Origin of the sequence: Adlercreutzia sp. ZJ242 (genome assembly GCF_011038995.1) — a bacterium.
Taxonomy (GTDB): domain Bacteria; phylum Actinomycetota; class Coriobacteriia; order Coriobacteriales; family Eggerthellaceae; genus CAAEEV01.
The window spans coordinates 24,069-39,147 of the sequence record NZ_JAAKEE010000014.1 but is presented as its reverse complement, the minus strand read 5'-3'; the positions used below and the strand labels follow the sequence as shown (position 1 = coordinate 39,147).

Annotated in this window: 14 protein-coding genes; all 14 read right to left on the bottom strand. The window is 66.8% G+C overall.

The window, feature by feature from the left end; all coding sequences use genetic code 11:
* Window positions 1–6 precede the first annotated feature (6 nt).
* On the bottom strand, window positions 7–2,022 hold the full coding sequence (locus G7Y49_RS05130; protein ID WP_165171744.1) for a VanW family protein: 2,016 nt from the start codon (window positions 2,020–2,022) through the stop codon (window positions 7–9).
* 495 nt (window positions 2,023–2,517) lie between these two features.
* On the bottom strand, window positions 2,518–3,180 hold the full coding sequence (locus tag G7Y49_RS05125) for a CDP-alcohol phosphatidyltransferase family protein (RefSeq protein WP_165171742.1): 663 nt from the start codon (window positions 3,178–3,180) through the stop codon (window positions 2,518–2,520).
* Window positions 3,181–3,440: 260 nt separating this feature from the next.
* Complete coding sequence (locus G7Y49_RS05120) at window positions 3,441–3,869, bottom strand: 4Fe-4S binding protein (protein WP_165171740.1); 429 nt, start codon at window positions 3,867–3,869, stop codon at window positions 3,441–3,443.
* A gap of 6 nt (window positions 3,870–3,875) precedes the next feature.
* Window positions 3,876–4,964 carry a nickel-dependent hydrogenase large subunit gene (locus G7Y49_RS05115; RefSeq protein WP_165171738.1) on the bottom strand — a complete coding sequence of 363 codons (1,089 nt, stop codon included), beginning with the start codon at window positions 4,962–4,964 and terminating at the stop codon, window positions 3,876–3,878.
* A gap of 1 nt (window position 4,965) precedes the next feature.
* Entirely contained in the window at window positions 4,966–5,592 is a 627-nt protein-coding gene (locus tag G7Y49_RS05110; protein WP_165171736.1) for an NADH-quinone oxidoreductase subunit C, read from the bottom strand.
* Window positions 5,593–5,596: 4 nt separating this feature from the next.
* Window positions 5,597–6,040 (bottom strand): NADH-quinone oxidoreductase subunit B family protein, encoded by a 444-nt coding sequence (locus G7Y49_RS05105; protein ID WP_165056476.1) that lies wholly within the window; start codon window positions 6,038–6,040, stop codon window positions 5,597–5,599.
* A gap of 12 nt (window positions 6,041–6,052) precedes the next feature.
* Window positions 6,053–6,922: a respiratory chain complex I subunit 1 family protein gene (locus G7Y49_RS05100; RefSeq protein ID WP_165171734.1), complete on the bottom strand. Its 870-nt coding sequence runs from the start codon at window positions 6,920–6,922 to the stop codon at window positions 6,053–6,055.
* Window positions 6,923–6,940: 18 nt separating this feature from the next.
* The gene (locus G7Y49_RS05095) at window positions 6,941–8,863 is read right to left on the bottom strand and encodes an NADH-quinone oxidoreductase subunit L (RefSeq protein ID WP_165171732.1); all 1,923 of its coding nucleotides are present in this window, start codon (window positions 8,861–8,863) and stop codon (window positions 6,941–6,943) included.
* Window positions 8,864–9,101: 238 nt separating this feature from the next.
* Entirely contained in the window at window positions 9,102–10,529 is a 1,428-nt protein-coding gene (locus G7Y49_RS05090) for a cobyrinate a,c-diamide synthase (RefSeq protein WP_165171730.1), read from the bottom strand.
* An 82-nt stretch (window positions 10,530–10,611) separates the two neighbouring features.
* Window positions 10,612–10,926, bottom strand: a complete 315-nt coding sequence (locus tag G7Y49_RS05085) for a TusE/DsrC/DsvC family sulfur relay protein (protein WP_165171728.1) — start codon at window positions 10,924–10,926, stop codon at window positions 10,612–10,614.
* 66 nt (window positions 10,927–10,992) lie between these two features.
* The gene (dsrP, locus tag G7Y49_RS05080) at window positions 10,993–12,210 is read right to left on the bottom strand and encodes a sulfate reduction electron transfer complex DsrMKJOP subunit DsrP (RefSeq protein WP_165171726.1); all 1,218 of its coding nucleotides are present in this window, start codon (window positions 12,208–12,210) and stop codon (window positions 10,993–10,995) included.
* Window positions 12,203–12,988, bottom strand: coding sequence for a sulfate reduction electron transfer complex DsrMKJOP subunit DsrO (gene dsrO, locus G7Y49_RS05075; RefSeq protein WP_165171724.1), 786 nt, complete (start codon window positions 12,986–12,988; stop codon window positions 12,203–12,205). The genes dsrP and dsrO overlap by 8 nt, the downstream gene beginning before the upstream one ends.
* A gap of 36 nt (window positions 12,989–13,024) precedes the next feature.
* On the bottom strand, window positions 13,025–13,432 hold the full coding sequence (gene dsrJ, locus G7Y49_RS05070; protein ID WP_165171722.1) for a sulfate reduction electron transfer complex DsrMKJOP subunit DsrJ: 408 nt from the start codon (window positions 13,430–13,432) through the stop codon (window positions 13,025–13,027).
* Window positions 13,425–15,050 carry a sulfate reduction electron transfer complex DsrMKJOP subunit DsrK gene (gene dsrK / locus G7Y49_RS05065; protein ID WP_304518552.1) on the bottom strand — a complete coding sequence of 542 codons (1,626 nt, stop codon included), beginning with the start codon at window positions 15,048–15,050 and terminating at the stop codon, window positions 13,425–13,427. Before dsrK ends, dsrJ begins: the two co-directional genes overlap by 8 nt.
* Window positions 15,051–15,079: the final 29 nt, after the last annotated feature.

Here is a 15,079-nt window from a genome sequence, read left to right as displayed (position 1 = left end):
CGCTTCCTAGTTACTCGGCGCATCGGGGCCCTTCACGATGACCTCGTCGATGGGCGCATACACCGAGTGGAACGCGTCCTGCCGTACCAGCTCGCCGTCCCTGGTCTTCACCGTGCGCTTGACCGTGATCTCAAGGCCGTCGGTCCCCACGGTCTTGACGTACCGCGTGCCGGGCGCGAGCGTGTCATCGACCTTCTCACGCGTTTTGTGCTTGGCGCCCTCAACCCACTCGCCGGTCTCCGTTGAGACCTTGTAGCCATGGTCAACTCCGTACAGTGTAACGGTTACGCTCGAGTCAGTGTAGCTGGTGCGCAGCAAAACATCGGAATCGGTATCGTTTCGCCAGACGAAGTCCAGGTCAGGGTATGACACGGCCGCGTCGCGCCCCGCCGGGTAGCTCGACATGTAGAGCGTGTGGTTCCTGCGCCTGTCAACGGGGAAGCCGCCCTCGTACACCGCGTTGAACACGGTGGTGGCCACCTGGCAGATGCCACCGCCCGCCTCGTCGATGTACTCGCCGCCCGAGATGGCGCCCGCCGGCAGAAAGCCCGCCTCCTCGTTGCAGTTGCCCGCCGTGCCGTTGAACGACCACGTGCCCTCATCCGACTGAGCCACTGAGTTGTTGATCAGATCAGACACGAGGTGGATGTTGTGATTGCGGTTCTGCGTGGACTCGGTGTTGGTGTAGAGCGTGGTGTACGATGAGATCTCGGCGACCAAGCCGCAGCTGAGCGCCTCGTCGAAGGCCATAGTGCCCGAGACGCTCGTCGTCTCGATGGGAATCTCCTCGCTGCTCGCCACTTGGACGGTCCCGTCCTCGCGGAAAGAGCCGAAGAGGTTGGCGTCGAGCGCGGAGAGGGCGTCGTCGAGCATGGGGACGGTCACCTTGCCACGCGGCGTGACGGAGACCGCGTCTCCCTCAACGTCGAAGTCGAGGGAGACGCCCGCGTCCGACGCGTTCTCGTTGAGAAGCTTCACGAGCGTCGGCGTGGCGAGGGCGTGGTCGACGAAGGGTGCAAGCTGGTAGGCCCCCTCCTGTCCCTCCACGCGCGTGCCGATCCAGCGGGAAAGCTCCGTGCGCTCAATCGAGAAGCTCTTGTCAGCCGTGCGAAAGGCCGTGCCATCGGCGATGAGGGTGTTCACCGCATCGCAGGTCGCCTGCGCGGCCGCCCCGTCAATGCGCAGCGGCGCATACTCCGTGCGCGCCACGAACGAATGCGCGCCGTCCTCCTCGCTCAGGAGAGCCTCGCTCAACTCCCCTTCGAGCACCTGGCGGTTGACCATGTAGCCGTCATGCCCCTCGACCACGCTGGCCACGCCCTCTTCGAAGGCGATGTCGTAATCCTGACGCGGATCGCCGATGGCCGAGTCGATGTCGCACGCGAGGTTCTCAAGCTCGTCTGCGCCCATCTGAACGCGCACGTCAACATGCCAGCCTCCCCAGAGTGCGCGAAGGCGGTCGATGGGACCGAGGCCCTCGCGACCGACTGCCATGGCCTCGCCCACGAACTCGTCAACGGGCAGCGTCGCGCCAAGCGAGCGAGCCGACTGGAGCCACAGCGACTTGCTCTTCTGGGCCTCCTCGAACGATATCTGCTCGGCACGCGCCTGGTCCTGCACGATCTGCTGCTCGATGTCAACCGAGTTCGCCACCTCGTCGTTCGCGAAGATGATGACCTGGTTGGCGGCCAAGCGGTCGTCATAGGCGTCTGACACCGCAGAGGCGGCCTCTGCCTCCGTCATGCCCGACACGTCAACGGTGCCGATGGTGACGCCGCGGTGCACCTTGCCTCCGGTCAGCCCCGCGTCCACGAGGCCGCCCACCAGAAGCACGCACGCCGCCACGAGCACCACCGCCGCGACGCGGCTTCTTGCCGCCACGCGCCTCACGAGCGAGAACAGCAGGGAGAGCCCCCGCCCGACAGCCTTGATGAGGCCGAGGAGCACCGCCGCCAGAAGCCCGAGCACCCGCTCGGGAAGGCTCTGCGCATCAGCCGCCTTGGAGGATGCGATGGGCTGCACGGGAAGGCCCGTAGCAGGCGCGCTGCGGCGCGGGCGGTCCTTCCGGGCGCGCCCTTGGCTGCGCGAGTCCTGGGCGCCGCGTGTCGGCTGCGCCTTGCGCGCAGGTCGAGGCTTGCGCGCAGGCTGCGCGCCATGGCCGTGCGCGCCTTCAGGACGCGGGCGCGCGGCAGCAGGCCGCCCCTTGCGCGCGGCCGGCTGCGCCGACCCCCCCTGCGGGCCATGAGCAGCAGGGCGCTCCTTGCGTTCTCCTGCGGCGGGGCGGGGCTGAGGCGCGCGCTCGCGGCGCGCTCGCCCGCCGGACGCGCCTGCCTCAGGCCGCTGCCGCGCGTGCTTCATGCTACTTGCGCTCTTCGTGCTACTCGCACCGCTCGCGCCCTGCGCGCCCTTCATGCCGCTCGCGCCCCGCATGCCGTATGCGGCGCGGGGCGCCTCTTCGCGACGCCGCGGCGTGCCCTCGCGGCGGCGCGGCTCGTTGTTCCGACCCTCGCCCACCGGCTACTCCCCTGCTTGGGCGCGCGCGGCGCGCAGCATCTTGAGCGCCGTGACGCAGTAGTACACCGTGGTGCCGATGGCGAGCACGAGGCCCGCGTACACGAACCAGATGCCCCACGAGACGGCCGCGTCGGTGAAGCCCGGCAGCCAGGGCAGGTCGCACACGCCGAGGCCCGGCACGAGCGGCCAGTTCAGAAGCAGGCCCGCGAAGCCCACGAACAGGAACGTGGTGGCGAACTTGCCGGGGTAGATGACGGGCACGCGGATCTGGTAGCGCGAGATGAGCCACCAGCCGCCGACGAGCAGGAGCACGTCGCGCGCGACGACGAGCACGATGACCCACAGCGGGACCCGCCCCACCAAAAACACGCCGAGCACGCCCGTGACCATGAGGATGCGGTCGACCGCCGGGTCGAGCAGCTGCCCGAGCTTCGAGACCGTGTGCGTGCGCCGCGCGATCTGCCCGTCCACGAAGTCCGTCAGGGCCGCGACGGCGAACACCGCGGTCGCGGCCACGTCATGCCCGCAGAGGAGCAGGACGAGGTAGACCGGGACCATGCACAGGCGTATGAAGGAGATGACGTTGGGCAGGGTGAGCACCCTGTCGGTCACTTCCTCTTCGGTTATCTCGGAACCGCTCCGATTGCCGCTTTGCGCTTGGTCCATGTTCGCCCATTCCCACGAAGGCCGGGCACGTGCCCGGCCGCTTCAACTTGTACGCTTCAACTCGTGCGTGTGCTTCAACTGGTACGTATTCTAGCAGCCAGCCTGGCAGACCTGCGAAGGCGCCGCACGCAAGGCACGTAACAATAGCTAAACTTCACAGGCGCGCGACGCCGAGCGAGGCGCCCGGCGAGGCGCCCGCCCAGAAACGAGCGCGGGACCCGCCGCAGCAGGCCCCGCGCACGCGCGCTCTGTCCGCGCCGCTACTTCTCGAGCTGGCCGAGCTGGTCGGGCTCGGAGAAATCCCACTTCACCGGCGAGCTCGGCGTGACAGCCGGCTTGGGGTTCTTCGGGTCGGGCACCTCGAACACGTTGCAGAACTGCGAGGCCGACACCGGCGTGTAGGTGGGCAGCATGCGCAGGCAGTCCTTCGGGCACGCGTACACGCACGAGGAGCACTGAATGCACATGAACGGGTCGATGGCCCACTTGCGGTTCTTCTTGTCAACCGTGATGGTGTGGCACGGGCACGTCTTCGCGCAGATGCCGCAGAGGATGCACTTCTCCACGTCGTTGTGGATGTGCCCCTTGAGCCCCGCGGGCACGGGCTTCGTCTCAACGGGGTACAGCGTCGTCTCGGGCTTCTTGAACAGCGAGCCGAACGTCATGCCCCCCAGTTTAAAGCTTCCCATGGTTCCCTACCTTTCCGTGCAGCTGATGCAGGGGTCGATGGTGAGGACGATCATGTTCACGTCGGCCAAGTCGCAGCCCTTGAGCGCCGTGGCCATGCCGGCGAGGTTCTGCGAGGTGGGCGTGCGCATGCGCATGCGCTCCAGGTACTTGGTGCCGTTTCCGCGCGCGTAGTAGTAGCACTCGCCGCGCGGCTGCTCGAGCACGTTGGACGCCTGCGCGCCCTCGGCAGGGGCGCCCTTCACGGCGACGGAGATGTCGCCGGCGGGGATCTTCGCGGCAAGCTCCTTGATGATCTCGATGGACTGCAGGACCTCGAGGCAGCGCACCTTCACGCGCGCGAAGCAGTCGCCCTGCGCGTCGGTGACCGGCTGGAAGTCCGACAGGTCGCCGTAGGCGCCGCGCCCGAAGGAGCGCACGTCGTAGGGCACGTCGGACGCGCGGGAGAAGGGGCCCACCATCGAGAGGTCGAGCGCGGCCTCCTTGCTGATGACGCCCACGCCCACCGTGCGGTTCTTGACGGACGTGTCGGTGAGCAGGGTGTTCATGATCTTGGTGTAGTCGCCCTTGATGCCGTCGAGCACGCTCACGATCTCGCGGAGCATGGCGTCGTCGATGTCGCGGTTCACGCCGCCCACCCTGACCACAGACAGGATCACGCGGCCGCCGGTCGTCTTCTCGAAGATGTCGAGCACGCGCTCGCGCAGGCGCCAGCAGTGCATGAACATGCTCTCGAAGCCGAAGGCGTCGGCCGCCAGGCCGAGCCACAGCAGGTGCGAGTGGATACGCGAGAGCTCATGCCAGATCACGCGCAGGTACTCGGCGCGGCGGGGCACCTCGACGCCCATGAGCGTCTCCACCGTCTCGGCGTAGCCGAGCGAGTGCCCCATGGCGCAGATGCCGCAGATGCGCTCGGCCACGTAGATGAACTGGTTGTAGTCGCGCGTCTCCACGAGCTTCTCGAGCCCGCGGTGCACGAACCCGATCTGCGGGATGCAGTCGATGACCGTCTCGTCCTCGACCACGAGGTCGAGGTGCAAGGGCTCGGGCAGCACGGGGTGCTGGGGGCCGAAGGGGATGATGGTTGACTTGCCCACGCTACTCACCCTTCCTCTCTGCCGCAGCCGCCTTCTTGGCCTTGGCCTCCATGGCCGCGCGCACCTTGGCGGCCTTCTCCGGGTCCATGGCGGCGAGCTTGGCCTCAAGCTCCGCCTCCTTGGCGGCGGCGTCGGCAGCCGTCTCGGCCTTCTCGGCCTCAGCTTTCGCGGGCGCCTCGGCGCCGCCCTGCTCGGCCGCCTTCTTCGCCTTGGCCTCCTTGGCCGCCTTCGCCGCGGCGATCTTGCGCGCCTTGTCGCGCGCCGCCTTCTGCTCCGGCGAGATGATGGTCATGGGCTCCTTCACGGCGAGGTGGTAGAAGTTGCCGCCGAAGTCGATCGCGATGCCCTCGAAGCGCACGCCGAACAGGTCGTGGATCTCGTTCTCGAACACGAACGCCTCGAGGTACAGGTCGGTGATCGACGGAATCACCGCGTCGCGCGGGACGCCGCTTGCCACCTCGTTGTCGAGCCTGCCGTCCTTCATGAAGGAGTACACGAGGTCGACGCCGTCCTCGGTGTTCACGGCGAGCGTCTGCACGTAGCGGAAGCCCTCGGCCTTGCGCGCGGCGGCGGTATCGTGGATCGCCTCGATGGAAAGCGGCGAGAAGTCTTGTTTGAACTGGGGCATGTCTCTAAGCTCCCTTCTTGGCGGACTTCATCGCAGCCGCCTTCTCTTCGAGCACGCCGATGCCCTGCACGATGGCGTCGATGATGGCCTCGGGGCGCACGGCGCAGCCGGGGGCGTACACGTCGACCGGGATGGCCTTGTCAACGCCGCCGATGACGTTGTAGCAGTCGTGGAAGATGCCGCCCGAGCACGCGCAGATGCCGCAGGCCACCACGACCTTCGGCTCCACCATCTGGTCGTAGATCTCGCGCACCACGTCGATGTTCTGCGCGTTGACCGAGCCGGTCACCAGGAAGATGTCAGCATGCTTGGGGTTGCCGGTGTTGATCACGCCGAAGCGCTCGCCGTCGAAGCCCGGGCACAGCGTCGCGAGCACCTCGATGTCGCAGCCGTTGCAGCTCGAGCCGTCGTAGTGGATGACCCAAGGCGATTTGGAAGCGTAAGCCATATCAATCACTCCCTAGATGAACATGAGGACGGCCAGGTTCACGCCGCCTGCCAAGAGCGCCACCGCCCAAGCCGACTTCAACATGAACTGCCACTTCACGCGTGCGAAATTGTTGTCGATCCAGATCTCGAGGAAGTACACCGCGAGCACCACGACCACCGCGACGAGCACGCTCAGCGGGCTGCCCCACACGAAGAACATGCCCACCCAGCCCATGAACAGGACCGTCTCGCACCAGTGCATGATCTCCACGAGCGCGAGCGTAGGCCCGCTCATCTCGGTGGTCACGCCGCGCACGATCTCCTGGTGCGCGTGATGCGACATGGACAGGTCGAACGGCGACTTGCGCAGCTTGATGGTGAGGATGAACAGCAGGCCCAGGAACACGAGCCACACCGTGGTGACGATGGGCGCGTCGAGCGAGAACACGGCGCTCACGTCGAAGGAGCCCGACGCCATGAAGAACCCGACGGCCATGAGCAGCACCATGGGCTCGTACGACATCACCTGCAGCGTCTCGCGCGCCGCGCCCACCTCGGCGTAGGGCGAGCGGGAGGAGTACGCCGCGATGATGAAGAACAGGCTCGAGAGCGTGATCACGAACACGCACAAAAGCAGGTTGCCGCCCGTGTAGAAGATGCCGCCGGCCAAGCAGGCGAACACGAGCGCGCAGGCGACGTAGGTGCCCTCCACCGAGTTCACCGACACGCGCTCCTTGCCCAGGAGCTTGCGCACGTCGTAGTACGGCTGGAGGATCGGCGGCCCCACGCGCCCCTGCATGCGCGCCGAGATGACGCGGTCGAGGCCCGCGAGCAGACAGCCCACCACCGGCGCCAGGACGGCGAACAGGAGGGCGCCGATAAGCGTAATGAGAATGGTCATGTGTATCACACCCCTGCCTTAGAGCATCATCGGCATGCCGATTGCGGCCATGACGAATGCGGCTACCATGATGATCGTGTTGAACGCCACGCCGACGGGCGCGATGCGCTTCTCGCCGAAGACGCCTTCCATGTACCAGTTGCGCACCGTCGCCGTGCTCTCGCCCGAGAGCGCGTTCTGGAAGGTGCGGCCCGCGTTGTCGCGGCTCACGCCCGAGAGGTAGACGCCCACGGTGCGCGCCTTGCTCGCGCGGCCCACGCCGGCGAACAGCACGATGACCACGAGCGCCACGGCGATGCTGCCGATCCACAGGTTGTCAGCCGAGACGGCCTGCCCGAGCGTGCCGTAGATCGACACGATGTAGGGCTCGACCATGTACGTCGAGATGAGCGGCAGGAGCGCGCAGCACACCACGAGGAGCACGGCCATGAGCAGCACGGCCGACCACTCGCTCTTGTGCACGGTGAGCTCGACGTTCTCGGGCTCGCCCGCGATGCCGGCGAGCTTGCCGAGCCACTTCGCCCAGAACATGAAGGTGGCCGCCGAGCCGAACGCCAGGATGACGATGAGCGCGATCTGGTTCATGTCGACGAACGACACGAGCGTGGCCCACTTCGCCACGAGCATGCCGAACGGCGCGATGAACATGCACATGATGCCGAGCATCATGTAGCGGGCGAGGCGCGGCATGCGCTCGAACAGAAGGTCCATGTCCTCGATGTCGCGCGAGCCGATGTGGTGCTCGGCCGTGCCCACGCAGAGGAACAGCAGGCTCTTCGCGATGGCGTGGAACAGGATGAGGAACTCAGCCGCCCACACCGCCTCGGGCGTGCCCACGCCCGCGCAAGCCGTGATGAGGCCCAGGTTCGCGATGGTGGAGTACGCGAGCACGCGCTTGGCGTTGCTCTGCGAGATGGCCATGAACGAGCACAAGAGGAACGTGATGGCGCCCACGAGCATGACCATGAGCGAGGGAACCGGGCACACGAGCATGATGGGCGAGAGCTTCACCAGGAGGAACACGCCCGCCTTCACCATGGTGGAGGAGTGCAGGAGCGCGCTCGTGGGGGTGGGGGCCACCATGGCGCCCAGAAGCCAGGTCTGGAACGGCATCTGCGCGGCCTTCGTGATGCCCGCGAACGCGAGCGCCACCACGGCGAGCGTGACGATGGCGGGGTTGCTCACGCCGATCACGAGGAACTCGTAGAACGACAGCGTCCCCACCTGCGTGGCGCAGAGGATGAGCGCCACCGCGAAGCCGATGCCGCCGAGCAGGTTCATGATGATCTGGCGGAAGGCGTTGTTGATGGCCTCCTCGGTCTTCGTGAAGCCGATGAGGAGGAACGAGCACAGCGTGGTGATCTCCCAGCCCGTGAACATCCACGCCATGTTGTTGGAGAACACGATGACGAACATGGCGGAGAGGAACACGAACATGATCGCGAAGAAGGTGGGACGACGGTCGCGCGCGCCCTCGGGCTCGTGCGCCTGGAAGTCCTTCATGTAGCCGAGCGCGTACACGCAGATGCCGCTGCCGATCACGCCGATGATGAACGCCATGAGCAGCGAGAGCGAGTCAACGTAGAGGCCGTAGGGCACGCTCATGCCGTGCGCGAGCGCCAGCTCGAAGTAGAGCGAGAGCGCGAGCTGCGCCAGTCCGAGCACGCCGGCCCACACGTTCTTGTACTTCACGGCGAACGCGAGGATCACGCCCACGATGACGCAGCTCAAAAGCGTGCAGATGGTGTCGACCACCGGCGATGAGAACTCGAAGAGCACCGTCTGGGTCCCGAGGTTCATGGCCACCAGCGCCACGGATGCCACGCCGATGATGATGGCCGAGGCCCACACGATCGCATCCCGCGCCTTGTCTTGGCGCGCCACCATCAGGAGCAGCGCGGCCACAAGCGGGAACACGATGAGAAATCCAAGCATTGCCATGCAGGCTCCCCTTTCATCCTAGTCTTTTCTTTTCCGATTATTTGTGTCCGAGGAGAAGTCAATTCGGGCATAAACAATAAGCTACTCTAGCAAAGGGCGCATCACATCCCCCGCAAAAGGCCCCATGGGGGTGTTTTGTTCGGTGAAAGATACCGGGCCGCCGCCTCAAAACCGCTCGCCGACGTTTTCAGCGCGGCGGCTCGGTATTACGTTTCCGCAGGTAAGCGATGAAAAAGAGCTATTGTTGCGCCCGCCGGGCGCCCGCTGCGGCCGAAACGAAGCCGCGTGCCCACTCCGGCGAGGCGAGCGCGTTCACGTGGAGGTAGCTCGCCACGACGTTGCCCGAGCACACCCCGTCACGCCCGCGCCCGACGCCGCGCCCGCGCACGTTCTCGTACGCGAAGCGGTGCGCGCCGGGGCCGGCCGCCACGCGCGAGTGGTGGTGCTCGTGCCCGGTGAGCACGGTGCCCGCGGGAAGCCACGGGTGCGCGTCCGTGGCGCGCGCCACGGCGTAGCCGTGGCCCTGCCGCGCCTGCTCCATCACCACGTCGTAGTCGAGCACCCCCGCCATCGCGTACGCGCGCCCGCCCACGTGCAGACGCTGCCCCAAGAACATGAGGCCGCCGCACTCCGCGCACGCCGCGCCGCCTCCCGCGGCGAACGCGCGCACGCTTGCGCGGAAGGCGGCGTTCGCCTCGATCTGCGCGGCGAACGCCTCGGGGAACCCGCCGCCGACGTACAGGCCGCTCACGCCCTCGGGCAGGCCCGCGTCGCGCATGCTGTCGACGAACGTGAGGCGCGCGCCGGCGTCCTCGAGCGCGCGGAGGTTCTCGGGGTAGTAGAAGCTGAACGCGGCGTCGCGCACGACGGCGATGAGCGGGCCTGAGGCCCCGCGCGGGGTGCGCGGCACGCGCGGCGCTGCGCACGCGGGATGCGCGGGATGCGGGGCCGCCTCAAGCGGCGGCGCGCTCGCCGCGATCGCAAGCAGGGCGTCGAGGTCCACGCATTCCTCGACGAGCGCGGCGGCCGCCTCGCAGAGCGCCTCGGCGGCCTCGGACTCCAAGCAGGTCACGAGCCCGAGGTGCCGGTCGGCGATCCTCAGGCGCTCGTCATCGGGGATCACGCCGATCACGGGGACGCTGCAGCACGCCTCCACGGACTCGCGCATCACGCGCTCGTGCCGGGGGCCGCGCACGCGGTTCAGGATGACGCCCGCGATGCGCACCTCGGCGTCGAAGCAGATGAGCCCGAGCGTGATCGCAGCCGCCGTGCGCGTCATGCGCGTGGCGTCGAGCACCACGACGACCGGCGTCGCCGTCTGCTTCGCCACCTCCGCCGACGAGCTGCTGCCCGCGGCGTCCATCCCGTCGTAGAGCCCCATCGCGCCCTCGACCACGGCGACGCCGGCGCCCGCGCTCGCCTCATGCATGACGGCGCGCAGGCCGGCCGGGTCCATGAAGAACGCGTCGAGGTTGCGGCTCGCGCGATGGGCGGCCACGCCGTGCCAGCCGGCGTCAATGAAGTCCGGACCCTTCTTGAAGGGCTGCACCACCTGCCCGCGCTTCTCGAGCGCGCGCAGGATGCCCAAGGTGATCACGGTCTTCCCGCTCTTCCCATGGGACGCGGACACCATGACGCGCGGCAGGCTGAAGCACGTCTCACTCATAAGCTGCCTCCTGAGAACGGAGCTGCACGCAAAAAAAGAGGTGATGGGCAAGCTTGACGCCCATCACCTCGTCGCTGCGAACCTACACGCAGCCGGTCGGCTTCATCAAGCCGGCGATCTTGCAAGCTCCCTTGCCCGGACCGCTCGGGAAGAGCTCGTAGATCTCCGCGTTCGACTTGCCCGTGTCCTTGAGCATCTTGCGAACCATCGGCGCCACGCCGAAGTCCGCGTAGTACTCGCGCAGGTAGTTGATGACGGCCCAGTGCTCGTCGGTCAGCTCGACCTCCTCGGTCTCCGCCAGCTTGTGGGCCACCTCCTCGTCCCACTGCGAGGGATCCTCGAGGAAGCCGTCCTCGTCGAGTTGCAGGACGCGATCCCCTACTTGAAGCTCTGCCATATGCAGCCTCCTTACCTTGGTATCAGGTACGTACCTTCTATGTTTAGCCGCGGCTGCGGCGAAACATCAGCTCAGGGCGCACTCCTCCTCGCCCGCCCGCGCATGCGCCCCGTCGTCGCGCCGCGGCTTCTGCTCGAGCGACGCGCGCACGCCCACGGCCACCTTGTAGAGCACCGTGAGCACGAGCATCCCGATGCCGTACACCCCCGCGATCACGAGGATCTCGTTGAGCGTCGGGACGTACTGGATGACCTGCTCGAACGAGTTCGGCACGAAGCCCGCGAGCACGAGCCCGAGGCCCTTGTCGATCCAACAGGCGACGAACACCGCGATGAGCGCCGCGATGAGCGCGCGGTGGTTCGTGCGCATCTTCGGCACCAGGAGCAAGATGATGCCGGCGAACGCGAGCACGACGGCCGTCCACATGAACGGCACGAGGTTCCCCGCGCCGTCAAGCCCGAAGAACAGGTACTCGAGCGGGGCGGTGTGCGACGGGATGCCGCTGTAGAAGCTCGTGAAGATCTCGAGCAGGAAGAAGAACACATTGAGGATCATGGCGTAGCATACGATCTTCGCGAGCGAGTCGATGGCCTTGTCGCTCGCCTTGAAGGTGGTGAACTTGCGCATGATGAAGCACAGCAGGATCAGAAGCGCCGGGCCCGCGGCGAACGCCGAGGACAGGAAGCGCGCGGCGAGGATGGCGGTCATCCAGTAGGCGCGCCCGGGCAGGCCGCAGAACAGAAACGCCGTGACCGTGTGGATGCTCACCGCAAGCGGGATGGCGACGTAGCTCAGCACGTGCGCCCACTTCGGCGGCGGGAAGCCCTTGCGCTCGGCGCCGAGCGCCGCCCAGCCGATGAGGATGTTCACCACGAGGTAGGACGACAGCACCACCATGTCCCAGAAGATCATGGCATGCGGCGTGGCGTACAGGATCACGTTCATGATGCGCGTGGGCTGGCCCAAGTCCACCAACACGAACAGCATCGCCATGAGCACCGCGGCCACCGCCAGAAACTCGCCGAATATGACGATCTTCCCGAACTCCTTGTAGTTGTGCAGGTAGTACGGGATGGCGACCATGACGCCGGAGGCGGCGACGCCCACGAAGAAGGCGAACTGGGCGATGTAGAGACCCCAGCTCACGTCGCGGCTCATGCCGGTGACCACCAGCCCGTTCTGGATCTGGTTCGCGTAGGCCAGGATGCCCACGCCGATGACCACCAGAAGGAAGGCGACCCACCCCCAGTACAGCTTGGAGCCGTGCAAGGCCTTTTCAAGCACGCTGCTCACCACCTTCCACGATGTAGTAGACGCTCGGACCCGTGCCGAGCTCGACGCGCCGGCGTATCGAGAAGCTCTTCGCAAGCGCGCGCCGCACGTCGGATTCGGGGTCGTTCAAGTCGCCGAACAGTATGGCGCCCTGGGACATCTCGGCGCACAGGGGCGCCAGCCCCTTGTCGATGCGCTCGGAGCAGAACATGCACTTCTCCACGACGCCGCGCACCCGCGTGGGATAGGCGGGGTTGACCTCGGCGAGGTGCAGCCGCGGGTCGTCGAAGTTCAGGCTGCGCGCGCCGTAGGGGCACGCGCCCATGCAGAAGCGGCAGCCGATGCAGCGGTGGTAGTCCATGCTCACGATGCCGTCAGGGCGCTTGAACGTGGCCTTCGTGGGGCACACGCGCACGCACGGCGGCTCCTCGCAGTGGTTGCAGAGCATGGGGAACGCCATCTCCTCCACGCCCTCGCTCACGTACGTGCTCGCGATGTCGGGAAACGCGTGCTCGAAGCTCTCAGGCCAGATCCACTTGACGGCGGTCTTGTCGCCCTCGATGGCCGGCACGTTGTGCGCCTTGTGACATGCCTCGATGATCCGGTCGAGCACGTCGGCGCGGTTGAGCTTCTGCTCGTCGACGACCAGGGCCCAGCGCTTGCCCGACGCGCCCTGGGCTGCATCCTGAGCCGCGCCCGGGGCCTCGCCGCCGCCTGCGCAGCCCGTCAAGGGCACCAGGCCCGCAGCGCATGCCACGAGGCCCGCCTTGATGAAGTCCCGTCTTTCCATACAGCCAACCCGCTCTCTCTTCGCCGGCATTGTTCTTTACCCCTCGCCCACGACGCCGTCGTCGGTCAGGCCGTGGCACTCCCAGCAGTACAGATCGACGTTGGAGTACGCATGGCATGACTCGCAGAACTGGTCGGGGTTCGAGTGGCAGGACAGGCACGTGTCGTCGAGGCTCATCTCGTAGACCTGCCCGGAGCTGCTCACGTACGCGGTCTTCCCCTCGCGCACCACGTCGTTGCGCCACTGGTCGAGCAGCGTCATGTGCGAGCTGCGCATGTACTCGACGGGCTCGATGCACTCCTTCACGTCGAGCGCCGCGATCTCGGGCGTGTCGAGGTCGAGTTTCGGCGCGCTTTGCGCCTTGCCCGCGCCCAAGATGAACGGCACGACCATGATGAGGCAGAACACGCCGATGAAGACGAGGGTGAGCTTTCGCCTAGCCATGGTTCGCCTCCTCGTCGTCCGCGCCCGCATCGTCCGCCGCAGCCGCGCGAGCGCTCGGCAGCTCCTCGAGCCTCAGGTCGAGCGTGCGGTGGTCGTCGTCGCCGAGCACGAGCGCGTTCGCCACCAGCTCGTGCACGCCGGTCACGCGCGTGCCGGGCACCCAGTAGTCCATGAGCGCCGGGAACGACGCGCGGTCGAGCGCGCAGATGTTCGCGAGCGTGTTCACGCCGTAGGCGTCGCGCACCGTGCGCACCGCCTCCGCGCGCGGGAGCCCGCCGCGCAGCCTGAGCTCCATGTTCTCGCCCGCGTTGAGGCCCGAGCCGCTTCCGCAGCACAGCGTCTTCTCGCGGATGGTCTCCTCGGGCATCTCGTAGAAGTTGTTGCACACGTTCTTGATGATGAAGCGCGGCTCCTCGAGCAGGCCCATGGCGCGCGCGGTGTTGCACGAGTCGTGGTACGTGACGACGAGGTGGTCGTTGCGGGAGGGGTCGAGCTTGAGCTTGCCGTGGTAGATGAGGTCGGCCGTGAACTCGGTGATGTGCACCATCTTCGTGGACGCCGCGTTGGCGAACACGGTGCCGGTGACGGGGGACACGGGCTGCTCGAGGAAGTCGGCCGGGCCGTTCCACGTGTCCATGTACTGGTTGACGAGGCGCCACATATGCCCGCACTCGCCGCCGAGGATCCACTTCACGCCGAGGCGCTCGGCCTCCGCGTACATCTTGGCGTTCAGGCGCTTGGCCATCTCGTTGGAGGTGAAGAACCCGAAGTTGCCGCCCTCCGAGGCGTACGTGCTCAGCGTGTAGTCGATGCCGAGGTGCTCGAGCAGCATGACGTAGCCCATGAAGGTGAACGTGCCCGGCTCGGCGTAGAGGTCGCCCGAGGGGACCACGAGCAGGATCTCGGCGCCCTTGCGGTTGAACGTGGGCTCGAAGCGCCTGCCGGTGACGTCCTCGAGGTCGTCCATCATGAACTCGACGTTGCCGAGGATGGTCTGCGGCTCGAGCCCCACGTGGTTGCCCTTCATGTAGCAGTTGGCCACCGGCCCCGCGATCCAGTCGGTGTTGAGGCCGAGCAGGTTCAGGATCTCGCGGCCCATGATGGTGATCTCGGCCTGGTCGATGCCGTAGGGGCAGAACGCCGAGCAGCGGCGGCACTCCGTGCACTGGAAGAAGTAGTACCACCACTCCTTGAGCACGTCCTCGGTGAGGTCGCGCGCGCCCACGAGCGGCCCCAGGACCTTCCCCGAGGTGGTGAAGTAGCGCCGGTACACCGAGCGCATGAGCTCCGCGCGCACCACCGGCATGTTCTTCGGGTCGCCCGTGCCCAGGTAGAAGTGGCACTTGTCAGCGCAGGCCCCGCAGCGCACGCACACGTCCATGAACAGCCTGAACGAGCGGTACTTGTCCATGCGCTCCCTCATGCCCTCGAGGACGATCTCCTTCCAGTTAGCGGGAAGGTTCCAGTCCGCCTCGGACGAGGACCACTCGTGCGCGTTGGGAAGCCCCACCACCTCGAGGTTCTTCGGCTTCGCGGCGTGGCAGTACATGCCCTCGCGAAACTCGGTCGGCGTGTCCATCCATGAATGCGGAGTACACCCCAACTCGTAGTCCAGCATGCTTTCCTTGCTCGGTTGCTTGGCCATGC